The sequence below is a fragment of the Streptomyces sp. NPDC049585 genome, from assembly GCF_040675615.1.
GTDB classification, from domain to species: Bacteria; Actinomycetota; Actinomycetes; order Streptomycetales; family Streptomycetaceae; genus Streptomyces; species Streptomyces luteosporeus.
In genome coordinates this window covers 25499-50784 of sequence record NZ_JBFAPE010000010.1, presented here as the reverse complement: position 1 = coordinate 50784, position 25286 = coordinate 25499, and the positions used below count along the sequence as shown (strand labels likewise).

Annotated in this window: 18 protein-coding genes; 8 read left to right on the top strand and 10 right to left on the bottom strand. The window is 73.3% G+C overall.

Annotated elements, in window-relative coordinates; genetic code table 11:
- Nucleotides 1–10: 10 nt before the first annotated feature.
- The gene (locus AB0K17_RS13890) at nt 11–1627 is read right to left on the bottom strand and encodes a tryptophan 7-halogenase (RefSeq protein ID WP_365983090.1); all 1617 of its coding nucleotides are present in this window, start codon (nt 1625–1627) and stop codon (nt 11–13) included.
- Between the two features lie 158 nt (nt 1628–1785).
- Here AB0K17_RS13890 and AB0K17_RS13885 point away from each other — a divergent pair, with 158 nt between their 5' ends.
- Complete coding sequence (locus AB0K17_RS13885; protein WP_365983089.1) at nt 1786–2022, top strand: DUF6269 family protein; 237 nt, start codon at nt 1786–1788, stop codon at nt 2020–2022.
- A gap of 83 nt (nt 2023–2105) precedes the next feature.
- On the opposite strand, the gene AB0K17_RS13880 is transcribed toward AB0K17_RS13885, so the two are convergent.
- Nucleotides 2106–3920 carry a transcriptional regulator gene (locus AB0K17_RS13880; RefSeq protein WP_365983088.1) on the bottom strand — a complete coding sequence of 605 codons (1815 nt, stop codon included), beginning with the start codon at nt 3918–3920 and terminating at the stop codon, nt 2106–2108.
- 167 nt (nt 3921–4087) lie between these two features.
- Here AB0K17_RS13880 and AB0K17_RS13875 point away from each other — a divergent pair, with 167 nt between their 5' ends.
- Nucleotides 4088–4318 carry a hypothetical protein gene (locus tag AB0K17_RS13875; protein WP_365964396.1) on the top strand — a complete coding sequence of 77 codons (231 nt, stop codon included), beginning with the start codon at nt 4088–4090 and terminating at the stop codon, nt 4316–4318.
- A 21-nt stretch (nt 4319–4339) separates the two neighbouring features.
- Here AB0K17_RS13875 and AB0K17_RS13870 read toward each other — a convergent pair whose 3' ends face one another.
- Together AB0K17_RS13870 and AB0K17_RS13865 are read right to left on the bottom strand one after the other, a co-directional pair.
- Nucleotides 4340–7315, bottom strand: a complete 2976-nt coding sequence (locus AB0K17_RS13870; RefSeq protein ID WP_365983133.1) for a BTAD domain-containing putative transcriptional regulator — start codon at nt 7313–7315, stop codon at nt 4340–4342.
- A gap of 378 nt (nt 7316–7693) precedes the next feature.
- Nucleotides 7694–8749, bottom strand: coding sequence for a polyprenyl synthetase family protein (locus AB0K17_RS13865; protein ID WP_365983087.1), 1056 nt, complete (start codon nt 8747–8749; stop codon nt 7694–7696).
- A gap of 163 nt (nt 8750–8912) precedes the next feature.
- Between AB0K17_RS13865 and AB0K17_RS13860 the strand changes: the two genes are divergently transcribed.
- Entirely contained in the window at nt 8913–9608 is a 696-nt protein-coding gene (locus AB0K17_RS13860; protein ID WP_365983086.1) for a hypothetical protein, read from the top strand.
- A gap of 70 nt (nt 9609–9678) precedes the next feature.
- On the opposite strand, the gene AB0K17_RS13855 is transcribed toward AB0K17_RS13860, so the two are convergent.
- From AB0K17_RS13855 to AB0K17_RS13835, 5 genes are all read right to left on the bottom strand, one after another.
- Nucleotides 9679–10797, bottom strand: coding sequence for a beta-ketoacyl synthase N-terminal-like domain-containing protein (locus tag AB0K17_RS13855; RefSeq protein WP_365983132.1), 1119 nt, complete (start codon nt 10795–10797; stop codon nt 9679–9681).
- A gap of 130 nt (nt 10798–10927) precedes the next feature.
- On the bottom strand, nt 10928–11683 hold the full coding sequence (locus tag AB0K17_RS13850; RefSeq protein WP_365964399.1) for an IclR family transcriptional regulator C-terminal domain-containing protein: 756 nt from the start codon (nt 11681–11683) through the stop codon (nt 10928–10930).
- Nucleotides 11680–12624, bottom strand: coding sequence for an ACP S-malonyltransferase (locus AB0K17_RS13845; protein WP_365964400.1), 945 nt, complete (start codon nt 12622–12624; stop codon nt 11680–11682). The genes AB0K17_RS13850 and AB0K17_RS13845 overlap by 4 nt, the downstream gene beginning before the upstream one ends.
- A gap of 289 nt (nt 12625–12913) precedes the next feature.
- A complete protein-coding gene (locus AB0K17_RS13840; protein ID WP_365964401.1) occupies nt 12914–13690 on the bottom strand; it encodes a LuxR family transcriptional regulator in 777 nt (258 codons plus the stop codon).
- Between the two features lie 63 nt (nt 13691–13753).
- Nucleotides 13754–14551: a LuxR C-terminal-related transcriptional regulator gene (locus tag AB0K17_RS13835; RefSeq protein WP_365964402.1), complete on the bottom strand. Its 798-nt coding sequence runs from the start codon at nt 14549–14551 to the stop codon at nt 13754–13756.
- Between the two features lie 692 nt (nt 14552–15243).
- On the opposite strand from AB0K17_RS13835, the gene AB0K17_RS13830 reads away from it, so the two are divergent.
- The 3 genes from AB0K17_RS13830 to AB0K17_RS13820 are packed head-to-tail and all read left to right on the top strand — an operon-like array spanning nt 15244 to nt 19408.
- Nucleotides 15244–18042: a non-ribosomal peptide synthetase gene (locus AB0K17_RS13830; RefSeq protein ID WP_365983085.1), complete on the top strand. Its 2799-nt coding sequence runs from the start codon at nt 15244–15246 to the stop codon at nt 18040–18042.
- The gene (locus tag AB0K17_RS13825) at nt 18039–18992 is read left to right on the top strand and encodes an NAD(P)-dependent oxidoreductase (protein ID WP_365983084.1); all 954 of its coding nucleotides are present in this window, start codon (nt 18039–18041) and stop codon (nt 18990–18992) included. Before AB0K17_RS13830 ends, AB0K17_RS13825 begins: the two co-directional genes overlap by 4 nt.
- 14 nt (nt 18993–19006) lie before the next feature.
- The gene (locus tag AB0K17_RS13820) at nt 19007–19408 is read left to right on the top strand and encodes a nuclear transport factor 2 family protein (RefSeq protein ID WP_365964405.1); all 402 of its coding nucleotides are present in this window, start codon (nt 19007–19009) and stop codon (nt 19406–19408) included.
- Nucleotides 19409–19468: 60 nt separating this feature from the next.
- Here AB0K17_RS13820 and AB0K17_RS13815 read toward each other — a convergent pair whose 3' ends face one another.
- Nucleotides 19469–20857: an MFS transporter gene (locus tag AB0K17_RS13815; RefSeq protein ID WP_365964406.1), complete on the bottom strand. Its 1389-nt coding sequence runs from the start codon at nt 20855–20857 to the stop codon at nt 19469–19471.
- Between the two features lie 185 nt (nt 20858–21042).
- Here AB0K17_RS13815 and AB0K17_RS13810 point away from each other — a divergent pair, with 185 nt between their 5' ends.
- Nucleotides 21043–21507, top strand: a complete 465-nt coding sequence (locus AB0K17_RS13810; protein WP_365964407.1) for a MarR family transcriptional regulator — start codon at nt 21043–21045, stop codon at nt 21505–21507.
- A gap of 245 nt (nt 21508–21752) precedes the next feature.
- Nucleotides 21753–25259 (top strand): carboxylic acid reductase, encoded by a 3507-nt coding sequence (gene car / locus AB0K17_RS13805; RefSeq protein WP_365983083.1) that lies wholly within the window; start codon nt 21753–21755, stop codon nt 25257–25259.
- Nucleotides 25260–25286 lie beyond the last annotated feature (27 nt).

Here is a 25286-nt window from a genome sequence, read left to right as displayed (position 1 = left end):
AGGTCGCCGGTCAGGCTAGGGCGAAGCCACCGCCGGAACCGAGCATCGTGGCAGCTTCATGCAGCAGCGGGAATTGCCGGGAGGGCAGGCCGTGCAGCCGTCGCAGGTAGGCGTCGGCGGACGGCAGGGTCTCCAGCAGGATGCGCTGCTGGCGCCGGACGCGGCTGAAGTGCTCCTGCGCGGCGCGGCGGGAGTCGGGGCGGTGGGCGAGCGGGGGGCAGGGGGCCGGGCGGCTCGTGGCCGCGGCGGCGAGCAGGGCGTAGTACGGGAGTTCGTCGGGCGCGGGCGTCAGACCGGCGCGGTAGGCGGCCGTGCTCCCGGCCAGGGCGGCCGAGGGCGGCAGGGCCTGCTGGGCGCGCCACAGGGGTGCGTCGGTGCGGGGGCCGGTGGCGTAGTGCAGGCGGGCCAGGTCGCGGGCGCGGGCGAAGCGTTCGGCGAGGGCCTGCTCGAAGCGGGCGGCCGGGGCCTCGCGGCCGGCCATGGCCGGGAAGTCGCGCACCAGCAGGTCCACGGCGCCCAGGACGTCGGCCGGGCCGGCGCCGGGCAGCGGTTCCAGGGCGTACGAGGCGGCGCCCAGCGCGACGCAGTTCCCCACCCAGGAGCGGTGGCTGCGGCCGGTGGCCAGGCGCACGTGGCGCACGGTGGCGCGGGCCGGGTCGGGCCCCCACAGCGCGCACAGGCGCCGGGCGGCCCGGTCGGGTCCGGTGAGGTCCCCGGCGTGGACGAGTCCGGTGACGACGCGGCCGGCCAGCGGCGTGCGCCAGGCCCAGCCCTCGGGGACGGCGACGAGGGTGGTGTACGGCTCGATGCCGGCCGCGGGGTCATGGGGGGTGGTGACGACGACGGCGCTGTCGCACAGCAATGCGTCCTGTGCGGGAACGAAGGGTTCGTCGAGGATGCCGGACATCAGCAGGCGTTGTTCCCCGGTGCAGTCGAGGAAGAAATCCCCTTCGACGCGCAGGCCGTCCGTCGTGTGCAGTGCGGTCAGCATTCCCTGTGCGTCGCGTTCGGCGGACTGCGGCACGCCGGTGATGCGCCGCACGCCGAGGGTACGGGTCGCCAGTTTCCGTAGGAACGCGGTGAACAAATGGGCGTCGGCGTGCCAGCCGTAGGGAAGTGCGGCACGCCCGTCCAGCCAGCGCGGTGATTTCCGCGCGTCCATGAGCGGGGGCTCGCGGAAACACGCGTAGTCGAACGGTTCGAGCGTCTCGCCGTGATGGCGGCGCGTACGCCAGTGGTCGATCAGCGGAACGTCCTCGCACAGCGGCATTTCCGCGTACGGGCGGTAGAACTGGTCGGCCCATCCGCTGGCGAGCATGTGCGGCACGGCACTCGCCGCGTGCGGGGTGCGCCAATTGACGTACCGCGTGGCGACGTCGAACGAGGCGTCGCACGCGCGCATCCACTCGCGCTCCAGGACCCCGGTGCCGTCGAAGAGCGCCTGCTGGACGCCGGGGGCGAGCCGGGCCGCTTCGATTGCCTCGATTCCCGCAGGTCCGGGGCCCGGTGCCGGGTCGAGGACGGTGATGCGGACGGTGCCGCCCAGTGCGCCGGCCAGGCGGACGGCCGCGGTCCATGCGTCGCGCCCGCCGCCGGCCACGACGACGTTTTCGATGAGATCGCCCATGCGGGCAGGCTTTTCCAGCGGCCTGTACGAAAGCTGTATTCCTCCTCCACCCGGCTATGGAAAGCGGTACGGAAGGACGCCCGATCCCGTACAGGAGCGGGGCCGAATCTGTGGATGCGGGACCTGAGAGGGGCCCGGCCCCATACGGAGGAGGAGCAATGAACAACCCACAGAACGCCCCTGCCCAGGTTCAGCACCCGCTCGAGTTCCTCAAGGAGATCGAGCAGCAGGCGTCCCTGACCCAGGAGTCCCTGCTGCGTGACAATGCGGCGCCGTGGGCCGAACTGCTGGCCCAGTACGTCGACGCGCTCACCGAGCTCGCGGCGCAGGGGAAGTTCGACAATCCCCGCGAGTACTACGGGCTCGACGACTCCCACGCGGGTGGCTGCGGCTGAGCCGGGACCGCGGAAATGCCTTCGCGGGCCGGCGCCGAAAGGCGGCCGGCCCGCGAAAGGCGAGCGGGAAAAAGGGAGATCGTTCAGAAAGAGGCGAGGACCGGGGCGGAATGCTCCTCCTGCCCGAGAAGGCGGGCCAAAGGCGCGCAGCGGTACAGCGGCCAGCCGTCCAGCAGTGCCGCGTCGGCCAGTTCCTCCAGCAGCTCCTCGGCGTCGTCGGTGCCGGTGTCCAGCAGCGCGGCGGCATCGGCGGCGTCCAGCTGCTCCAGGCCGGCCGCCGCCAGCACGGCGAAGGCGCGCCTGGCGGGTGCGGGCAGCCGGTCGAGCTCGGTGCGCAGGGCGGCCCGTACGTCCAGGCTGCCCAGGCGCAGTTCGCCGAGCCGGCGCTGCTCGGGCGCGAGGAGGGCGGCGAGCCTCGCTGCCGGCCAGTGCGGCCGGGCGGCCAGGCGGGCTCCGGCGATGCGCAGGGCCAGGGGCAGCCGGTCGCAGTACTCGGCGATGCGCGCGGCCGCCTCGGGGTCCTGCGCGAGGCGGGCGGGCCCGGCGACGGCGGCGAGCAGCCCCACCGCCGCGGCGGGCTCCAGCGGGCCGAGGCGCACGAGGTGGGCGCCCTCCAGGGCGGCGAGCGAGGCACGCACGCCGGTCACCAGGGTGCGGCTCGGGCCGGCACCCGGAAGCAGCGGCCGGACCTGGGCGTCTTCGGCGGCGTTGTCGAGGACGACCAGGACGCGGCGGCCGGCCAGCAGCGTGCGGTAGAGCTGCCCGCGCTCGTCGGCGCCGGCGGGCAGCCGGTCGGGGGCGACGCCGAGGGCGCCGAGGAACAGGCCGAGGACCTCGGCGGGTTCGCGGGGCGTGCCCTGGGCGGTGCGCAGGTCCGCGTGCAGCCGGCCGTCGGGGAAGTCCCCGGCGAGGTGCGCGGCGACCCACAGCGCCAGCGCGGACTTCCCCGTACCGGGCGCTCCGGTGACGACGACGTCGTGCCCGGCGCGCAGGGCGGCGCCCACCTCTTCGACCTCCCCCTCCCGCCCGGTGAAATCGGCAGGTGGAGCAGGGCACGTCGCCGGTTGGTGGCCAGTCGTTCCTCCCCCGGCCACCGCCGGGAGGTGCCCCCAGCGGAACGGGTGGGAACCCACCGGCCCACCGGCCGGCACCGCCCCCTGCTCCGGGGACAACGTCCCCGTGAGCACCGCCTGGTGCAGCGCCCGCAGCTCGTCCCCGGGATCGATGCCCAGCTCCTCGGCCAGGACGGCCCGCCCCTGCTCGTACACGGCCAGCGCATCCGCCTGCCGCCCGCTGCGGAAGAGCGCGGTCATCAGATGGCACCGCAGCCGCTCGCGCACCGGGTGCTGGTGCACCAGCCGCGTCAGGGCAGGCACCATCTCTCCGTGCCGCCCCAGCGCCAGCGCAGCCTCCGCATGGTGCTCGAGTGCCGCAAGGCGCGCCTCCTCCAGGCGCGGCCCCTCCGCCTCGGCGAGGTGCTCGGTCACGCCGGTGAGCGCGGGCCCGCGCCACAGGGCGAGGGCGTCGGCCAGGTGCCGCGAGGCGTCCTCGTACCGCCCGGCGGCCAGGTCGGCGCGGCCGGCCTCGGCGAGCCGGCGGAAGGCGTCCCAGTCCAGGGGCGCGTCGCCGATGTCCAGCCGGTAGCCGGCGCCCACCCGCTCCAGGGCGACGTCCGCGCCCAGGCGGGTGCGCAGGCGGGAGACGTACGTGTAGAGCTGGTTGGTGCTCGTGGCCGGCGGCTCCCAGCCCCACACCAGGGTGGTGAGGCGCTCGTCGGGCATGACCTTGCCGTGGGCGAGGAGCAGGGCCGCGAGCACGGTGCGCTGCTTGGCGCCGTCGAGGGCCACCGCGCGGTCGCCGGCCGTGGCCGCGACCTGCCCCAGGATCTGGAAGTCCATGCGCGAAACGCTATTGACCTGCGCTTTTACGGGACTGTCGGGGCGATTTCGCGGTCGCGAAAGCGAGACGAAAGCGCCGGAAAAAGGGGTCTTCCTAACGTGGTGGGCACACCGGGGCGAGCGCTCCGGAAGCAGCCGAGACCACCGTCGCGTCCCAGGAGGAACCCGTGAAGCGCCTCTCCCCCACCCTCAAGGCCCTCGCCACGACCGGAGCGGTCCTGCTGCTGTCGGCGGCCGGCACCACCGCGGCCCAGGCGGCCCCGCACGACGACCCGTGGACGGTCGCCCCGGCCCGTGCGGTGGCGAAGGACGACCCGTGGACGGTCGCCCCCGCCGGCACCATGGACGACCCGTGGACCGTCGCCCCGGCCGCCGTCAAGGACGACCCCTGGACCTGAGGCGGCCCGACCGCCCGTCCCTCACGGCTGCACCAGCGCGAACAGATCCTGCGAGCCCGGCACCGCGCCGCCCCGCACCACCTCCCCCAGCTGCCGCGCCCGCTCCTGCCAGAACGACGTGCCGATCCCGGCGAAGAGCTCGTCCGCGGCCGTGAAGCACTCCGCCGCGCCGGCCGCGTCGCCGTGCAGCAGCACCAGGCTCCCCAGCACCACGCGGGCCCGGCCCTCCAGGTAGCGGTCCGGCACCTTGCCGGCGACCCGCAGCGCCTCGCGCACCGCCTCCTCGGCCTCCAGGGTGCGCCCCTGGCACCACAGCGCCTCGCCCAGCGCGCGCAGCGCGTGGGCCTCGCCCCGGCGGTCGCCGCCGGCCCGTACCAGGTCCAGGGCCCGCCGGCCGGCCTCCTCGGCCCGCTGCCCATCACCCTGGTGGAGCAGGGCCTCCGCGAGCCGGACGGTGCTCTGCGCCTCGCCGCGGGCCGTACCGAGCGCGCGGCTGCGGGCGACGGCCTCGGACGACAGCTGCAGGCTGGCCCGGGGGTCGCCGCGCTCCAGCTCGACCTGGGCGAGCATGCCGAGGACGTGGGCCTCGGCGTACCGGTCGCCCACGGCGCGGAAGATCTCCAGTGAACGGTGTCCGAGGTCCCGGGCGTGGTCGAGCTCGCCGTCGTGGCGGGCGCACAGCGCGAGGTTGCGCAGGACCAGGGCACGGCCCTGGTCCTGCCCGAGCTCCTCGAACAGGCGCAGGGCGTCGGTGAGGTGCTCGCCGGCGCGGTCGTAGGACCACTCCACGATCTCCAGCGTGCCGAGCGAGTGCAGCATGACGGCCTCGCCGAGCCGGTCCCCGGTCTGCCGGGCGGCGGCCAGGGCCGCCTCGCAGGAGTGCCGCCAGTCCTCCAGGTAGTTGCGGTTCTGGAAGAGGGTGACGCTGGTCATGGTCAGGTCCCAGGCGAAGGCGGACTCCGCGTCGCGGGCGGCCTGTTCGACCAGGCCGGTGATGGCGGTGCGCTCGCTCTCGAACCACTCCATGGGGTCCTGCAGCAGGCTGTCGGTGAGGTGCGCCGGCAGCGGGTGCAGGGGGGCCGGGCCGTGCAGGACGGTGTAGTCGCCGCCGTAGACCCGCCGGTGGGCCTCGGCGGCCAGGGCGAGCCAGGCGCCCAGCACGCGCCGTACGGCCCGGCGCAGGTCCGGCGCCGCGTCCTGGGCGAGGGCGCGTTCGCGGGCGAAGAGGCGCGGCAGGCCCTGGAAGCGGTAGCGCACGTGCCCGGTGGTGGTGCCGACGGGCACGACGAACTGGGCGTCGACGAGTTCCTCGATGAGGTCCTCGGCGTCCAGGGGGTCGATGTCGAGCAGCGCGGCCCCGGCCCAGGCGGCGAAGTCGGGGACGTTGACGGTGGCCAGCAGCCGGAACATCCGGGCGGTGGCCTCCGGCAGGTCGCGGTAGCTCAGCCGCAGGCCGGCCCGCACGCCGCGCTCGTCGGGGCTGAGCTCGTCCAGCCTGCGGTGCTGGTCCTCCAGCCGGGCGACCAGGGAGCGCACGGTCCAGTGGGGTTTGGCGGTGAGCCGGGCGGCGGCGATGCGCAGGGCCAGCGGCAGCCCGTCGCACAGTGCGGCGAGCCGGGCGGCGGCCACGGGGTCGCCGGTGAGCCGGTCGTCGCCGACGACGCGGGAGAGCAGCGCGATGGCCTCGTCCTGGCCGAGGGCGTCGAGGTGCAGGGGGACGAAGGCGTAGTCGCCGGCGAGGGCGCCGCCCATGGGGTCGCGGCTGGTGATCAGCACGCAGCAGCGGCCGGAGCCGGGCAGCAGGGGGCGTATCTGCTGGAAGGAGCGGGCGTTGTCCAGGACGATCAGGACACGGCGGCCGTCGAGGACGCTGCGGAAGAGGGCGGTGCGCTCGTTCTGGTCGGCGGGGATCTGCGGGGCCGGTACGCCCAGGGCGCGCAGGAAGCGGTCGAGGACCGCGCTCGGCCGGCGCGGCTCCTCCTCGTCGTAGCCGCGCAGGTCGGCGAAGAGCTGGCCGTCGGGGAAGCGGACGGCGACCTGGCGGGCCCAGTGGACGGCGAGGGCCGTCTTGCCGACGCCGCCGATGCCGGTCAAGGAGCCCACGGGCAGGGCGGGGCCGCCGAGGTGGTCCAGGAGGGTGTCGAGGGCGGCCAGTTCGCGCCGGCGGCCGGTGAAGGAGGCGACGGCGGAGGGCAGCTGCGCGGGCACGGTGGCGGAGGGCACGAGCGCGACCGGTTCGGCGGGCAGGGTCAGCCGGGGGGAGTCGGCGAGGATCTCCTCGTGCAGTTCCTGCAGGGCGGGGCCGGGGTCGATGCCGAGCTCCTCGGCCAGCAGCCGCTGGCCGTCGCGGTAGGTCTCCAGCGCCTCGGCGCGCCGGCCGGAGCGGTACTGGGCGAGCATGAGATGCGCCTTGGCCGTCTCGCGCAGGGGGTGCTCGCGGACGAAGGCGGTCAGCTCGCCGATGAGTTCGCGGTGGTGGCCCATCTCCAGGCGCAGCCCGGCGTGCTCCTCGTGGACGTCCAGACGCATCTCGTTCAGCCGGGTGGCCTCGGCCTGGGCACGCTCGGCGGTGATGCCCTCCAGGGCCGGACCGCGCCACATGGCGAGGGCTTCCTCGAAGTGGGCGCAGGCCTCCTCGGGGCGCCCGCTGCGGGCGGCCTCGCGGCCGAGGGCGGCGCGCTCCTCGAACTCGACGGCGTCGATGCGGTGTTCGCCGGCGAAGAGCATGTAGCCGGGGTGGCTGGTGACGAGGACGTCGTCGGCGCCGACGGTGGCCTTGAGGGTCTTGCGCAGGGCGGAGACGCAGATGGCGATCTGGTTGCGGGCGGTGGCGGGCGGGCGGCCGTTCCAAACGGCGTCGGCGAGGGTCTCGACGGAGACGACGCGGTTGGGGGCGAGCAGCAGCATCGACATGATGGTGCGCTGCCGGGCGCCGGTGAGCGTCACCGGCGCCCCACCGGCGCTGATGTCCAGCGGTCCCAGGATCCGGAACACCATCTGTAGCACGAGCTGCCTCCCATGTCGCGGCCGCACCCGGGCTCCGTGCGACCCGGTTCATGCCGCTTCAAGTGCTTAACAAGGCGCTGTGGGGCGAGCAACGACGCTGGCAGCTTGCTGCCGTGCCGGCCCCCTCGACATCCGGCGAACCGGCGGCTACGGCGCCCCGTAGGACGTGTCCGGCGGATCTTCGTCATGCGGCACCACGGCGCCCCGTAGGGGCGCGGGGAACTGCGCGACAAGCCACGACGCGCCCGCGGACGAAGTGCCGTGCTGCTGCGGCGCAGGCCGCCGGGGACCGATCACGCCCACGCGGCGGCAGCCGCAGATCGAACACCGCCCCGCACCCCTACGGGGCGCCCCCTGACGGGGCACGACCTAGGACGTCCGCAGGGCGACGAAGTCGCACAGGGCGTCCAGGGCCCTGCGGGCCGTCAGGGGCGGCAGGACGGCGAGTGCGGCACGGGCGTCGGCCAGCCGCTGGTGCAGGATCTCCTCGGCCCGGGCGCGTGCCGGGGCGGTGCGGAACAGCTCCAGGGCCCGGCGGTGGTCGGCCGGGTCGGCGAGCGCACCGCCGGCGAGCAGGGCGCGCAGCTCCGCGCCGGCGGCCCCGGTGTCGGCGCGGGCGAGCAGCACCGGCAGGCTGGGCACGCCGGCGAGCAGGTCCTTGCCCTGTTCCTTGCCGGTGAGGGTGGCGGGGGCGGCCAGGTCGAGCAGGTCGTCGGCGATCTGGAAGGCGATGCCGAGGTGTTCGCCGTAGGCGGCGAGGGCCGCGGTGTACGGCTCGGGGGCGCCGGCCTGCAGGGCGCCGATGCCCAGGGACATCGCCAGCAGGGCGGCGGTCTTGCCCTCGGTGACGCGGAAGTAGTGCGCGACGGGGTCCTCGTCGGGGGCGGGGCCGGTCAGTTCGCGCAGTTGCCCGGAGACCAGGCGGCCGGCGGTCTCGGCGTTCAGGCGCAGCGCGTCGGCGCCGAGTCCGGCGGCGAGCTGGGCGGAACGGGCGAGCAGCCAGTCCCCGCCGAGGACGGCGGTGCGCTCGCCCCAGCGGGCGTTGGCGCTGGGCACGCCGTGCCGGGTGGCGGCCTGGTCCATCACGTCGTCGTGGTAGAGGGAGGAGAGGTGGACGAGTTCGGCCACGACGGCGGCGACGGTGACGCCCTCGTCCCACGGCTCGCCGAACTGGGCGCCCAGCAGGACGAGCAGGGGGCGCATGCGTTTGCCGCCGGCGGCCGCGATGTGGCCGGTGAGGTCGGCGACGCGGGGGTCGGGGGCGCTGCGCACACAGTCCTGCAGGGCCTTCTCCGCGGCGGCCAGGCCCTCGCGTATCGCTCTTTCGAATTCCTCGTCGCCGAGCGAGAGTTGCCCGAGAATACCGGAGGAACGGTGCGGCACCGGACCGGCTGCGGCGGCCGGGTCCATGTGAATCAGGCCCACGGGGAAACCCCTTTAGGAATCGTGGTGTGCCGGCAACGATGTCGGTCTCCCTTGAACTGCGCCAAGAGAAGTGGCAGGAAGATGCAACCTTTCTTCGCGCCGGCTGGAGTGGGCCATTCGGCGTTTACGCTCCTGGCGACGCACATCAAGAAAGGCACGTGAATTGAGCAAGCGTTTCGCATCCGTCGTGGTGGCCGCTTCCGGTCTGCTCGCCCTCATGGGCGGCACGGCCCAGGCGCAGACGGCGCAGCAGGCCCCCGACGCGGCCGCCAAGTCCTGTGACGGCGTGAAGCTGTCCGGCACCCTGCCGGCGCCTCCCGCCGGGATGGCGGTCACCCAGCAGGTGACGATCGGCGAGGACTGCAAGCCGGTGCTGGGCCCCGTGCAGTACGTGCCCGCCTCGGGCGCGGCCGCCAAGAAGGCGGCCGCCGGCGTGAAGTCGGTGGCCGCGGCCGCGGGCACGACGCGGCAGATCCGCAGCTGGAACGAGATGTTCGACTGCTGCAAGATCCGGATGACGGGCCTGTACACCACCTCGACGGTCAACACGGCGGACGGCCGTATCACCAGCGCGTCCACCGAGGCGCGCCAGGAGTTCAACCGCGAGCCGTGGGACGCGGGCTGGTCGGTGAAGTCGGCCGACCACAAGGACGACTGCCTCACCAACTGCTCGGTGGTCAACTCCGAGGCGCACGCGGAATTCGCCTACAAGGGCATCTTCGACGTGACCGGCAAGTGGTACGCCAACACGCACCACTCGTACGTCAAGCTCAACCCGGACGCGACCGCGACGTGCACCTTCGACGTGGACCTGCGCCACACCTTCATCGGCTGGAACTGGCAGCGCGGCTGCGAGTGATCCGCTCCGAGCACGACCGGTGCCCCGTGGCGAGTCCGCCGCGGGGCACCGGTGCATAACCGGCTCTCTCTCAGCAGGCCCCTTCGACGATGGCCACGGCGTTGATGCCGCCGAGCCCGAAGGCGTTGAGCTGGGCCACGTTCAGCCGCTGCCCGCCGGCGGGGGTGCCGGTGACGAAGCGGAAGGGGCCGGCGGGGCCGGAGGCGGGGCATGCCCCGACGGTGGGCGGGACCCGGCCCTCGTTGAGCGCCCGCAGCCCCACGATCAGGTTGATCAGGCCGGAGGCGCCGGAGGTGTGGCCGGTCATCGACTGCACGGCCGTCATCAGCGGGCCGCCCGCCGCGTCGCCGAGCACGTCGGCCAGGGCCACGGCCTCGGCCTCGTCGTCGCCCAGGGTGCCGTCGCCGTGCAGCATCACCAGGTCGACGTCGCCGGGGCCCACGCCGGCCATACGGTGCGCGGCGCGCATGGCCTCGGCGATGCCGGCCGGGGAGGGCGCCGTGACGTGGTGGGCGTCGCAGTTGACGGCGACGCCGCGCAGCCGGCCGTGCACCCGCAGGGCGCCGTCGCCGGTGCGGCGCAGCACGACGGCCGCGGCGCCGTCGCCCATGGGCACCGCCCGCCCGCCGGCCGGGCGCACGCGTTCGAGCAGTCCGTACAGGGACTCGGTGAGCACGTCGACCCCGGCGACGACCACCACCTCGGGGGCGTCCTCGCCGTCCTGGCCGAGCAGGTCCAGGGCCAGGGCCAGGGCGTACAGCGAGGCCGCGCAGGTGTTGGAGAAGGTGTGGGTGACGTCGGCGTTGAAGCGGGTGCGCAGCGCGGTGCCGAAGTCCAGGCCGGAGTCGGCGAAGGGCGAGCCGTCGCGCCACCACAGTTCGAGGGAGCGCAGCTCGCGCATGCCCGTGCCGACCAGGACGGGGATGCCGGCGAGGTCCTCGCCGAGGCCGGCATCGGCCACGGCCTGGCCGACGGCGTCCAGCAGCAGCCGGGTGGCGCGCCCGGGCACGTCGGAGCCGGCGACGGGCCGGTCGTCGACCTCGTAGGCGTGCCGGCCGCGGAAGCGGCTGCCGTCGAAGCCGCGGAACTCGGCGCGGCCGCTCAGGCCGGCGCACAGGCTCTCGAAGAGCTCGTCGACGCCGGCGCCGGTGGCCGCGACGGCCCCCATCCCGACGATGGGACGGCTCACCGGCTCGTCGCACACGGCAGTGGACACACCTTCACCCCGTTTCGGATGTACCTGTTTCGGACGTGCGTGTTGCGGACGTACCTCTTGCGGACGTGCGTGGTGCGGACGTGCGTGGTGCGCGGCGCGGCCCTCAGCCGCGGCCGCGGGGTCCCCTGGCACGCACGGTGGCGTCGCCGAGCTCGCAGGCGGCGTCGATGACGGCCCCGCGCAGCACCCGGCTGGGGGTGACGGCGAGCCGGGCGGGCGGCCCGGTCAGCGCGAGGGCGGCCGCGCCGCGGGTGCCCTCGGGGCGCACCGGCACGGCGATGGCGACGGCGCCGGGTACGGCGGCGTCGGGGCCGTGCGCCCAGCCGTTGCGGCGGACGAGGGCGAGCGTGGCGGCGGTGAAGCGGGCGCGGCGCAGGCCCTCGTAGAGCTCCTCGGGCTCCTCCCAGGCCAGCAGCACCTGGGCGACGGGGCCGGCGGTGGCCGGCTGGGCCGAGCCGACGGGGACGGCCTCGGCGCCGGTGAGGGGGTCGCTGGAGGCGGCGACGCAGATCTGCATGCCGCCGCGGCGCCGGAAGAGCAGGGCGTCCAGGCCGGTCAGGGCGTGCAGCCGGTTCAGGACGGGCCCCGCGGTGCGCACCAGCCGGTCCCGCTGGACCTCGCCGGCGGCGCTGCTCAGGCGCGCGCCGAGCACGAAGCGGCCCTGGGCGTCGCGGGTGAGCAGGTCCAGGCGTTCCATGGCCAGGGCGATGCGGTGGACGGTGGGGCGGGCCAGGCCGCTGTGGGCCACCATGGCCGCCAGCGTCGCCGGGCCCTTCTCGACCACGCTGAGCAGCAGGGACGCCTTGTCGAGCACGCCGACTCCACTCACGGTCGGCTGCCGGGTCGCGGTGGCGCTCATCGGGCCGGCACCGCCGCCCGCTCCAGGGCGCCCGGTCCGTCGACGCTTGTCACGTCGATGTCCGGGACGATGCGGCGGATCAGCCCGGCCAGGGTGCGGCCGGGGCCGATCTCGACGAGCCGGCGGCAGCCGAGCTGTGCGGTCAGGGTGTGCACGCTCTGCTCCCACAGCACGGGCGAGGTGAGCTGCTGTACGCCCAGTTCGGGCCAGTCGCAGTCGCCGTCGTAGGGGCGGGCGTCGGCGTTGGCGACCACGGGCAGGTGCCGGGGCGCGAAGCGGGCGGCGCGCAGGGCGCCGCTCAGGGCCGCGGCGGCGGGGGCCATGTACGGGCTGTGGAAGGCGCCGCCGACGGGCAGGGCGAGCATGCGGGCGCCGATGACGGGTGCCTTGGCGGCGACGGCCGCGACTCCTTCGGGGGAGCCGGAGACCACGGTCTGGCCGGGGGCGTTGACGTTGGCGACCCACACGTCGGCGCCTTCCTCGCGCACCTCGCGGACCATGGCGACGACCTCGGCGAGGGGGGCGGCGACCAGGACGCCCATGGTGCCCTCGCGGTGCCGGGCCGCCTCCCGCATGGCCCGGCCGCGGGCGGCGACCAGGGCGGCGCCCTCGGCGACGGTCAGGGCGCCGGCGGCGGTCAGGGCGGTGTACTCGCCGAGGCTGTGCCCGGCCAGGGCAGCGACGGGGCCGTCGAGGAAGCCGGTGCGCACGGCCTCGGCGTGGGCGATCACCGAGACGGTGAAGACGGTGAGCTGGGCGAGGTCGGTGCGCCGCAGGTGCTCGGCCGGGGTGCTCAGCAGGAGTTCGGGGAGGTCCTCGCCGGTGACGGCGGAGATCTCCGCGGTGAGCTCCCACGACGGGGTGTCCCGCCAGGGCTCGCCCATGTTGTGCTTCTGTGTTCCCTGGCCCGGGAACACGAGACCGATCGGCAGCTGATTCATGGAACGACCCTCCACTGGTTCTTCCCGCTGGTGTTCCGCCGAAAGGCACGGGGGCCGGATACATGCGTCGCCGTGCGTGCGTCGCGGGAGTGTCCGGTCCCCGTGCGCCGACGGCATAACGGGGGAATCAGCCGCCGGGGAAGGAAGGCGCACCCTGGGGCGTGCATGTGCGCACGGCGTCCGTCGGGTGTCGCTCTCCCTTTCCTGACGGGTCATACAACTGGCCGGTGCTCTCCCGCGGCAACGTCCGTTTCAGGAAGATGCCAGCGCACAGGAAGCTGCCAGCGTTTTACCTGCGGCCGCCGCCGAACTGGCTGCCGGCGGGCGGCAGCAGGCCCAGTTCGGCGGCGCGCACGCCGGCCTGGAAGCGGGAGCTGGCACCGAGCAGCGCCATGATCTCGGCGACGTAGCGCCGGTAGGTGCGCACGGAGACGGCCAGCTCGCGGGCGGCGACCTCGTCGGTGACCCCGGCCCGCAGGGCGCCGAGCACCTGCCGGGCCAGGGCGGCGCGGTCGCGGTCGCCGAAGACGAGGGGTTCGCCCGCGGGCACGGCGTTGGCCCACACGCTCTCGAAGAGGGTCTGCAGGGTGTGCAGCACCTCGGGCAGCCGGATGACCGACGCCCGCCGCCCGACAGCCGACTCGGCCACCACGAGGGCGGCCCGGCCGTCGACGACCAGGGCCTGCAGGGGCGGCACCCTGGCCACCCGGATGGCCACCGGCCGGTTCCGGGCGAGTTGTTCGCGCACGAACTCCTCGTCCAGCAGGGCCGGCGAGCTCAGCAGCCGTACGGTGATGCGCTCGGCGGCGCCGTAGATCAGTCCCCGTTCCGAGCGGCCGGTCTGCTCCTCGGCCGCCAGGTGCCGGGCATGCACGATGTCGATGCTCTCGCGGGCACCGCGGATGAGTGCTTCCGCGGTGTCGAGGACGACGCCGTAGTCGTTGTCGACGACGGTGATGAGCCGTTCCTGGGTGCTGCGGTCGCGGTGAATGGCGACGGTCGACTCGATCAACGCCTGTACCTGGAGCAGGGCATGCTCCAGTTCGTCCTCTGCACTGCTGGACACGTCCTGCTCTCACCATCCGTTTTCTCGTGTGCCCCTCGACGTTCCGCTTGCGCTGAACGCTGCTCACTCCGACAGCAGGCCGGCCTCGACGGCCCGTACGCCCGCCTGGAAGCGGGAGTTGGCGTCCAGCTCGCGCATGATCTCGGCGACGTGGCGCCGGTAGGTGCGCAAGGAGACGTTCAGTTCGCGGGCGGCGGTCTCGTCGGTCTTTCCGGCGCGCAGCCGTTCGAGGATGCTGCGGGCGAGCTCGGTGCGCAGGCGCGGGCTGAGCCGCAGGTGGTCGGTCAGGTCGCGGCCGCGGGACCAGGCGCCGGCGAAGAGCAGTTCCAGGGCGCGGACGGCGGCGGTGTCGTTGACCACGGCAGCCTGTTCGCGGCCGGCGCCGGCGCGGACGAGGGCGGTGGTGCCGTCGACGATGAGGACCTCGCGCAGTTCCCGTTCGGAGACGCGGGCCTCGACGCGGTTCTCCGGGAGCCTGTCGAGCCGTTCGAGCGCACTGTCGGGGGCCTCGGCGGTGCACAGCACCCGTACGGAGACCCGGGGTGGGAGCGCGGCGAGCGAGCGCAGGACGGCGTCGGCGAACTCCCCGGCGCCGGTGAGGGCGACGCAGACGGTGTGCCGGGCGCGTCCGATGAGTTCGTCGAGGGAGTGGCCGATGAGTGCGGCGTCGGTGTGCTCGACGGCGGAGGGCGCACCGGCCCGCTGCCGGTACAGGGAGACGGTGGATTCGATAAGGGCGCGGGCTTGGAGCAGCGCCTGTTCCAGATGGGCGGCGTGCTCCTCGTCCCCCGCGGCCGGTGCGGTCGCCGCGGCGTCCGGCCCGCGGACGCCCGATGGTGGGTCAACTGTCAGGCCTGTCATACGTCCCCCTCGCGTGCCCAGGCGCTCCCGTCGCCGCAGCCGCGCGTGAACGCCGCAGTGCCGTGGCGCGGACTCGGCGGGGAACGATTTCCCACCCCTTTACGCAGACAACCGGAATGACGGCTTTTCGCTTCGGGCGGCGGCAACGAGAAGATCGTCTTGATCTGGGCAGACATTAGTTCGCATTGCGAGACCCAGTCAACGAGCCATCATGGGGATGGCCGGATTCCGGTCAGTGCAGCAGGTTTACCCAACGTTCCCACCAGCCTCTTCCTTCCCCGCTGACAACAAGCTGCACTGCACCCTCGGAAGCGGTACCTCCTCTTGCTGGTTGGGTCACGAGAGGTCGAACACCCCTGTACACACAGTCACTTCGCTGTCCGGTAAAGGCCATCCACATGCTGATACTGGTCGCGTGTCGCCTACAGTCGCGGCGTGACCACGACACCGCCGCAGTCCACAGCGGTCCGGCGAAGGCCGCGCAACCGCAGGCCCAAGGAGGGCCCGTCCGATCCGGCGGTGCGGAATCAGTGGCAACGCATCGATTGATTCAAGCCACATTCGGAATTCAACCAGTGGCCATTTTCAGTTCCTTCCCGAGTGGTTGACCAAAGCAATCACCGGAAGAGCACTTCCTTCGACGCCGCGCGGGACCCGCACGTCCCGGCGCGCCTTGAAGCAACGGGGAAAACATGACAACTGCACGCCCGCGGAGCATCGCCGACCTGCTCCTCGACGCAAGCCGGCACCATCCGGACACGGGGATCCGCTACTGCTCCGGCGGCGCCGGGGCCGACTACCAGGACCAGACCCACGTCCAGCTGTTGGACGACGCCACTCACCTGCTGGACGGGCTGCGCGAGCGCGGCCTGCGCCCCGGCGACCGGGTCGTCCTCGTCCTCGAGCACCCCCGCGACTTCCTCACCGCCTTCTGGGCCGCCGTCCTCGGCGGTTTCGTCCCCTGTCCCCTGGTTCCGCTGCGCGGCGACGCCGAGCGCTGGGCCGCCCAGCTGGCGCACGTGACCGCGCTGCTCGACGGGCCCCTGCTGATTGCCGGCGACGAACTGGCCGCCGAACTGCCGCCCGTGGACGGCCTGGTGGCCGTGCCCCTGAGCGCGCTGCGTGCCGCCGCCGACGCGGGCCGCCCCACCGCCGGCACCCCCACCCCGTACCCCGCTGCACCCGACGACACCGCGGTGCTCTTCCTGACCTCCGGCTCCACCGGCGCGGCCAAGGCCGTGATGCTCAGCCACGCCAACCTGCTGGCCTCCATGGCCGGCAAGAACGGCCACCACCGCCTCGGCCCCGGCGACACCACCTTGAACTGGGTCTCCTTCGACCACGTGGCCGCGCTGCTGGAGTGCCACCTGCTGCCGCTGTCCACCGGCAGCCGCCAGCTGCACGTGCCCGCCCCCGTGATCCTCGGCGAGCCGCTGGAGTTCCTGCGCCTGGTCTCCCGGCACGAGGTCACCATGACCTTCGCACCCAACTTCCTGATCGGACTGCTCACTTCCGCCGCCGAGCGCCTGGACGCCTGCGGGGAGCGGCTCGACCTGGGCCGGCTGCGGCACATCATCAGCGGCGGCGAGGCCGTGGTGTGCGCCACCGGCGAGGCCTTCCTCGCCCGGTACGCCGACCACGGGCTGGCCCCCGACGCACTGTGGCCGGCCTTCGGCATGACCGAGACCTGCGCCGGCAGCGTCTACTCCCGCGCCTTCCCCGCCGTCGACCGCGGCAAGGAGTTCGCCTGCCTGGGCACCCCCGTCGAGGGACTGCGCCTGCGCATCGCCGGCGAGGACGACGAGGTGCTGCCCGACGGCGAGACCGGCGAACTCCAGCTGGCCGGCCCGATGATCACCCCGGGCTACTACAACGACGCGCGGGCCACCCGCGAGGCGTTCACCGCCGACGGCTGGTTCCGCAGCGGCGACCTGGGCCGCCTGGAGGACGGCCGGCTCACCCTGGTCGGCCGCAGCAAGGACAGCGTCATCGTCAACGGCGTCAACTACTTCAGCCACGACATCGAGGCCGCCCTCGAACGGCTCGACGGCGTCGCCGCCTCCTACGTCGCGGCCTTCCCGCTGCGCCCGGCCGGCAGCGACACCGAGCAGCTGGTGATCGCCTTCCACCCGGAGGTCCCCGCCGGGGATCCGGGCGCGCTGTACCGCGTACTGATCGCCGTGCGCAGCACCGTGGTCATGCACTGGGGGTTCCGCCCCGCCCTCGTCCTGCCGCTGCCCGCAAAGGCCTTCCCCAAGACCAGCCTGGGCAAGATCCAGCGCGCGCTGATGCGCCGCCGGCTGGAGTCGGGGGCCTACGCCGCCGAGCAGCGCGCGGTCGCGGAGCTGACCGAGCGCATGCTCGGCGGGCACACCGAGCCCGAGGGGCGCACCGAGCGGATCCTGGCGGAGATCTACGCCGAGCTGTTCGGCACCGACCCGGCCGCGGTCAGCGCCACCGCGAACTTCTTCGACCTCGGCGGCACCTCGCTGGACCTGCTGCGGCTGCGCGCCAAGGTCTCGCAGCGCCTGGGCGTCGCCGGGCCGGAGATCATCACCCTGCTGACCGCCCCCACCGTCCGGGCGCTCGCCGCCCGCCTGAGCGCGCCGGAGCAGGCGGCCGGGCAGGCGTACGACCCGGTGGTGCCGCTGCAGACGTCCGGCGACGGGACGCCGCTGTTCTGCGTGCATCCGGGGGTCGGCGAGGTCCTCGTCTTCGCCAACCTCGCCCAGTACTTCACCGGCGACCGGCCCTTCTACGCCCTGCGGGCCCGCGGCTTCGGCGAGCACGAGAAGCCCTTCGCCACCTTCGAGCAGATGGTCGACGCCTACGTGGACGCCATCCGCGCCCGGCAGCCGCACGGCCCCTATGCGCTGGCCGGCTACTCCTTCGGTGCCGCCGTCGCCTTCGAGATCGCCAAGGTGCTGGAGGCGGCCGGCGAGCGGGTGGACTTCCTCGGCAGCTTCAACCTGCCCCCGCACATCAAGTACCGCATGAACGAGCTGGACTTCCCCGAGACCGCCGCCAACCTGGCCCTCTTCCTGGACCTGGTCGACCGGCGCACGGCCCGGGAGCTGCCGGGCCTGCTGCGCGGCCTGCCCCGGGAGGAGCAGACCCGCCGCATTCTTCGACTCGCCCCCGCCGAGCGGCTGCGCGAGCTGGACCTCGACGAGGAGCGGTTCGGCACCTGGGCGGAGCTGGCCGACTCCCTGACCGACCTGGGCCGCAGCTACGAGCCCGCCGGGCGCGTGCGCTCCATGACCGTCTTCTGCGCCGTCCCCCTGCGGGGCACCAAAGAAGAGTGGGTGGAGCGGGAACTGCGCCGCTGGGACGACTTCACCACCGGTCCCAACCGCTACCTCGACATCCCCGGGGAGCACTACACCCTGATGGGACCGCGGCACGTCGCCGCGTTCCAGTCCATCCTGCGCCGGGAGCTCGACCGCGCCCTGGCCGCCGCCGACGCCGACCGCATGGGGCAGCCCGCATGAACCTCTCCGCACTCACCGGCAAGAAGATCCTGATCACCGGCGGCACCGGGCAGGTCGCCCGCCCCGTCGCCGAGGCCCTCGCCCGCAACAACGAGGTGTGGTGCCTGGGCCGCTTCGGCACCCCCGGCGTGGCCCGGGAGCTGACCCGGCAGGGCGTCACCACCTGGTACTGGGACATGGCCGACGCCTCCCCCGACGCCCTCAAGGGCGTCCCGCAGGACTTCACCCACGTCCTGCACTCCGCCGTGCACCGGGGCGAGGACGGCGACGTCACCGCCGCCGTCGAGATCAACTCGGTGGCCACCGGCCGCCTGATGACCCACTGCCGCACCGCGGAGGCGTTCCTGTACGTCTCCACCGGCGCCCTGTACGCCCGCAGCACCCTGGACCACGCCTACACCGAGTCCGACCCGGTCGACGGTGTCGCCGACTGGCTGCCGGCCTACCCCGTCGGCAAGATCGCCGCGGAGGGCACGGCCCGCGCGTTCGCCCGCGTCCTGGGCCTGCCCACCACCATCGCCCGGCTGAACATCGCCTACGGTCCCGGCGGCTACGGCGGCGTGCCGATGCTGTACTTCGCCCGCATGCTCGCCGGCGAGCCCATCGCGGTGCCCCTGACCGGCCAGAACTGGTGCTCGCCCCTGCACACCGACGACCTCGTGGCGCAGGTGCCGCACCTGTGGCGGGCCGCCGGCATTCCAGCCACGCTCGTCAACTGGGGCGGCGACGAGGCGATGGGGATGACCGACTGCGTACGTCATCTGGAGGAGCTCACCGGTATCGAGGCGCACCTCGTGCCGAGCGCGGTCACGCGCGAGACGTACCGCTTCGACCCCACCCTGCGCCGCTCGCTCACCGGCCCGTGCACGGTCGGCTGGCGCGAGGGGATCCGCAGCACCCTCGAAGCCCTGTACCCGCAGTACGCCCGCAGCCTCGCGACCGCCGGCTAGGAGGAAGCCCACCCATGACCTCGTCCGAGAACCTCGCACTGGTCCGCACGGCCTACGCCGCGCACCGCGACCGTGACCTCGACGCCTTCCTCGGCGTCTTCGCCGCCGACGCCGAGTGGGTCCACCCCGACGGCATGGCCGACTACGGCCTGGGCGGCACCCAGCGGGGCCACGCCGGCATCAAGGAGTTCCTCGCCCGCGTCCCGCAGCACGTCGGCGGGATGGTGCTCGACCCGCAGGAGTTCATCGTCTCCGGCGACCGCGTCGTCGTCCTCGGCGTCAGGGAGGTGACGAACAGGCGCGGCCGCACGCGGACCTTGAAGTTCCTGCATGCGTGGACGATCCGCGACGGCAAGGCGGTACGCATGGAGGACGTCTTCGACACCGTCGCCTTCCAGCGCCTGCTGCAGGAGTGACCGTCCGCGGACCGGTGCCCGGCCGAAAGGGGCCGGGCACCGGTCCGCGGCGCCAGAGGGTCACTTCTGCTTGTTGGAGACCTGCACCAGGATCGTCAGGACGGCCAGGCCCAGGATGAGCCACAGGCCCGGGTAGAGCATGTCCAGCTCGGTGCCCGGCAGGATCGTCGCGGTGACGACGGCGAGCCCGAAGGCGCCGCCGACCTGCAGCGAGCTGTTGAGCAGCCCGGCCGCCAGGCCCTGCTCCTCGTCCGGCACGCCGTTGGTGCCGGCGACCATCAGCGTGGCGATGCTCAGGGCGAAGCCGACGCCCCACAGCACGGAGGCGGGCAGCAGCACGCCCCACAGGTTCGGCTCGGAGCCGATGAAGAGCATGAGCACGTAGCACGGGAGGAAGGCCAGGAGCCCGGTCATCAGCACCTTGGTGACACCGAACCGGTCCATCAGGGCGCCCAGCTTGGGGCCGATGACGACGACCATGAGGCCCGCCGGCAGCAGCACCAGGGCCATCTGCCACGGCTTCCACCCCATCAGGTCCTGCAGGTACAGGCCGAGGAGGAACTGGAAGCCCATCGCGCCGCCGTACAGCACGCCGATGCTGATGTTCGCGGTCACCAGGCCCCGGTTGCGGAAGAGGTCGAGGCGGATCAGGGGCTCCTTGACGGTGCGCTCGATCAGCAGGAAGCCGCCGAGCAGCAGCGCGGAGAGCACGTACCCGCCGATGGTGCGCCACGAGCCCCAGCCCACCTCGGCCGCCTGGACGGTGGTGAAGACCAGCGTGAGGGTGCCGCCGACCAGGGTGACGGCGCCGCCGAGGTCCAGGCGCTGCCGCTCGGTGCGCGGGGGGTCCGGCGGCAGGATGCGCAGGGCGCCGAAGAGCATGAGCAGGGAGAGGGGGATCGGCAGGATGAAGATCGAGCGCCAGTCCAGTGCCGCGAGCAGGCCGCCCACCAGCAGGCCGGAGGAGTAGCCGGACGCCTCGAAGACGTTGAAGATGCCGAAGGCCTTGTTGCGCTGCGGGCCTTCGGGGAAGGTCGTGGTCAGCAGCGACATGGCCGCGGGGGCGGCGAAGCCGGCCGCCATGCCCTTGACGAACCGCGAGACGATCAGCAGGGTCGAGTCGTCGGCGAGGGCGCCGAGCGTGGAGACGACCGCGAAGGCCGCCATGGCCAGCACCAGCACCCGCCGGCGGCCGAAGAGGTCGGCGACGCGCCCGCCGAGCAGCAGGAAGCTGCCGAAGGCCAGGATGTAGGCGCCGGCCAGCCACTGCGCGGTGCCCGCGCTCATCCCGAATTCGCTCTGGATCTCGGGGATGGCCACGACGATCATCGAGACGTCGAGGCCGTCCAGCAGGATCACCCCGCTGAAGATGAGCAGTGAGACCCATAACCGGGCCGACCACCGCACGGGGCCCTGGAGCCCCGGAGCCGCTGCCTCGGGAGCCGCCAAGGCCTCGCCTCCCGTTTTCTGTTCACTCGGAGCCGAGCTGCCCGACATGTGGGACGTCCTCTCCCCATAGACTGATCCGGAGAGCGCACAACAACCCGCGTCCGCGATAGTTGCGCGCGCGTTATATTTCAGGAGCCTGATGTTGCCGCATCCAGGCAGACGTTCGCAAGGGGGTGTTGGGCCCGATGTCGATCAACGACAACTCCGCCCTGGCCCGCGCGCAGGGCTGGCGCACGCTGGCCGCACTGCACGCGCGGATCGAGGACGCGCTCGAACGGGCGCTGCAGCACGAACACGGCCTGTCCGTCAGCGAGTACGGGGTCCTGGAGACGCTGTCGCAGGAGGGCGGCTACCGCCTGCGGATGAACCAGCTCTCCAAGGCCGTGGTGCTCAGCCAGTCCGCCACCACCCGGCTGGTGACCCGGCTGGAGCAACGCGGCCTGCTGGAGCGGTACATCTGCGAGGAGGACCGCCGCGGCATCTACACCCGCGTCACCGCCGACGGCCATGCCGTGCTCGACCGGGCCCGGCCGACCCACGACGCCTCACTGGCCGAGGCCCTGGAGGGAGCCGGCGCCCTGCCCGAACTCGCGCCGCTGGCCGAGGCCCTGACGACCCTTCCCCTGCGTGCCACCGACGGCGCCCCGTAGGGGCGCGGGGCAGCGTTCGATCTGCGGCTGCCGCCGCGTGGGCGCGACCGGCCATCAACGGCGCCCGTCAGGGGCGCCGTGGTGGCCGCCGACGGAGTGTAGCCCATTCCCCGCGCCATTACCGGCCCGTATTCACGGCCCTGTGTGACGTATCTTCCGCGACCTGACAGATCGTCGTCGCACTTCTCCGGGCCCCGTCCCGGCTGTGGTTAGCATCGCCCGACGGACAGGGCAACGGCAATCCGTTGCGAAACCCCCTGCCGCGCCCTGGGACTTCCTTCCACCGGCGCGCGTCCGTCCTTTTCCGAGCCCAGAAGTCGGCCATTGATGCGATGCGGAGATGCGGAATGCGGCTTGCGCAAATGATGGCGAGTGTATTGGAGCGCTACGCGGAGCGGCCCGCCCTCGGCGAACGCGCCAAGGAATTCGTGACGGACCCGGCGACCGGCCGCGTCTCGCTGCGTCTCCTCCCCCGGTACGAGACGACCAGCTTCGCCGACGTGCTCGGCCGCGTACGGGCCGTGGCCCGTGAATGGCACCACCACCGCGAGCACGCCCTCGCGCCCGGCGAGCGCGTCGCCCTGCTGGGCTTCGCGAGCGGCGACTACGCCACCGTCGACCTGGCCTGCGTCCACCTCGGCGCGGTCACCGTACCCCTGCAGACCAGCGCGCCCATGCCGCAGCTGGAGGCGATCGTGGCGGAGACCGAGCCCTTCACGGTCGCCTCCAGCCTCGAACGCCTGGACGTGGCGGTCTCCTTGACCCTGAAGAACGCCTCCGTCCGGCGCCTGGTGGTCTTCGACTTCCACGAGCAGGTCGACGCGGACCGCGAGGCGCTGTCGGCCGCGCGCGAGCGCCTGGCGGAGGCCGGCCGCGACGTGCCCGTCGACGTCCTGCCGGACCTCCTCGCGCGGGGCGCCGACCTGCCCGACGCCCCCTTGTACACACCGGCGGACGACGACGATCCGCTGGCCATGCTCGTCTACACCTCGGGCAGCACCGGAACGCCCAAGGGTGCCATGTACACCAATCGGCTGGCCGCGGCGATGTGGGGCGGCGCGTGGGCGAAGCTCTTCTCGGACGAGCACGCGATCACGTTCCATTACATGCCGATGAGTCATGTCGCCGGCCACTCCTCCCTCAAAAACACGATGGCCCGCGGCGGCATCACCTATTTCACGGCCAGCAGCGACCTTTCCACCTTCTTCGAGGACATCGCGCTCGCCCGGCCGACCGAGTTGTCCCTGGTGCCGCGCGTGTGCGAAATGCTCCACCAGAAATACCGCAGCGAGCTCGACCGGCGGGTGCTGGCCGGCGCCGACCGCGAGGCGGCAGAGGAAGAGGTCAAGGCACAGATGCGTACCGCCGTCCTCGGCGGCCGCATCGGCTGGGCCAGTTGCGGCTCGGCGCCCCTGTCGGCGGACCTGGCCGCGTTCGTCGAGTCCCTCCTGGGCATCGAGCTGCACATCATCTACGGCTCCACCGAGGCCGCGGCCGTGTGGGTCGACGGCGCGCTGCTGCGCCCGCCGGTGACCGACTACAAGCTGGCCGACGTGCCCGAACTCGGCTACTTCCGCACCGACTCCCCCCATCCGCGCGGCGAGCTCCTGCTGAAGACCGAGGCCCTGGTGCCCGGGTACTACAAGCAGCCCGAGCTGTCCGCCCGGATCCTGGACGAGGACGGCTACTACAAGACGGGCGACATCGTCGCGCAGACCGGCCCGGACCGGCTCGCCGTCGTCGACCGCCGCTCCAGCGTACTGAAGCTCTCGCAGGGCGAGTTCGTGGCGACCGCGACGCTGGAGGCCGTCTTCGCCGCGAGCCCGCTGGTGCGGCAGATCTTCGTCTACGGCAACGGCGAACGCTCCTACCTCCTCGCGGTGGTCGTCCCCACCGCCGAGGCCCTGGCGGAGGCGGACGGCGTGCCGGAGAGCCTGGAGCAGCGGCTGAGCGAATCGTTCCAGCAGATCGCCAAGGACGCGGGGCTGAACTCCTACGAGGTCCCCCGCGGTCTGCTGATCGAGACCGAGCCGTTCAGTCAGGCCAACGGCCTGCTGTCGGACCATCGCAAGCTGCTGCGGCCGCAGCTGCTGGAGCGCTACCGCGAGCGCCTGGAGGAGCTGTACGTCCGGACGACCGAGCGCGAGGCCGAGGAGCTGCTGGAGGTGCGCCGCGGCGCCGCGGACCGACCGGTGCTGGAGACGGTGCAGCGGGCAGCCCGGGCACTGCTGGGCACCTCCACCATCGAGGTGGGCCCGGCGGCCCGCTTCCGCGACCTCGGCGGGGACTCGCTGTCGGCGGTGTCCTTCTCCGACCTGCTCCAGGAGATCTTCGCCGTCCGGGTGCCGGTCGACATGATCATCAGCCCCGCGTACGACCTGCAGCAGCTGGCCGGCCACATCGAGACCCGGCGCGCGACCGGGAGCGACCGGCCCACCGCCGCCTCCGTGCACGGCGCGGACGTCACCGAGGTCCGCGCCGCGGACCTCACCCTGGAGGCGTTCCTGGACGCGCCGACCCTCGCCGCCGCGAGCGGGCTGCCCCGGCCCACCGGTGAGCCCCGGCACGTCCTGCTGACGGGGGCCAACGGCTACCTCGGGCGCTTCCTGTGCCTGGAGTGGCTGCAGAAGCTCGCGGCCACGGGCGGGAAACTGACCTGCGTGGTGCGCGGCAAGGACGCCGCCGCGGCCCGCGAGCGGCTCGCCGGCGCCTTCGCCGGCGGCGACGCCGACCTCGTGCGCGCCTTCGAGACGCTGGCGGAGCACCTGGAGGTCGTGGCCGGCGACGTCGCCGAGCCCCGGCTCGGCCTGGACGAGGCGACGTGGCAGCGGCTGGCGCGCGAGACCGACCTGATCGTCCACGCGGGCGCCCTGGTCAACCACGTCCTGCCGTACCACCACCTCTTCGACGCCAACGTGCTGGGCACCGCCGAGCTCGTCCGGCTCGCGCTGACCGAGCGGATCAAGCCGTTCACCTACATCTCCAGCGTCGCCGTCGCCACCTCGCTGCCCGGAGGGAGGGCCCTCGGCGAGGACGCCGACGTACGGACCGCCCTGCCCGTCCAGCCGGTCGACGGCGGGTACGCGGCCGGGTACGCCACGAGCAAGTGGGCCGGCGAGGTCCTGCTGCGGGAGGCCCACGACCGCTGCGGCCTGCCCGTCACCACCTTCCGGTCGAACATGATCCTCGCGCACAGCCGGTACGGCGGGCAGCTCAACGTCCCGGACATGTTCAGCCGCCTGCTGTTCAGCGTCATCGCCACCGGCCTGGCACCGCGTTCCTTCTACCGCGCGGGCGCCGACGGCACCCGTCCGCGCGCCCACTACGACGGCCTGCCCGTCGACTTCACCGCCGCGGCCGTCGTGGCCCTCGGCAGCGGCACCGCACCCGGCTACCGGACGTTCAGCCTGGTCAACCCGCACGACGACGGGATATCGCTCGACACCTTCGTCGACTGGCTCCAGGATGCCGGCCACAGGATCACGCGCATCGACGACCACGGCGACTGGCTCACGCGCTTCGAGGCCGCCCTGCGCGCCCTGCCCGAAGCACAGCGCCGCCACTCGGCGCTGCCCCTGCTGCACGGCTTCGCGCAGCCCGAGGAGGCCGTCGCCGGCTCCGCCATTCCCTCCGACCGCTTCCGGGCCGCCGTACGGGCCGCGGGGCTCGGCCCCGGCGGCGACATCCCGCACCTGACACCGGCCCTCATCGCGAAGTACGCCGCCGACCTGGAGCACCTGAAGTCCGCCTGAACCGCGCCCGACCCGATCGCACAGGGA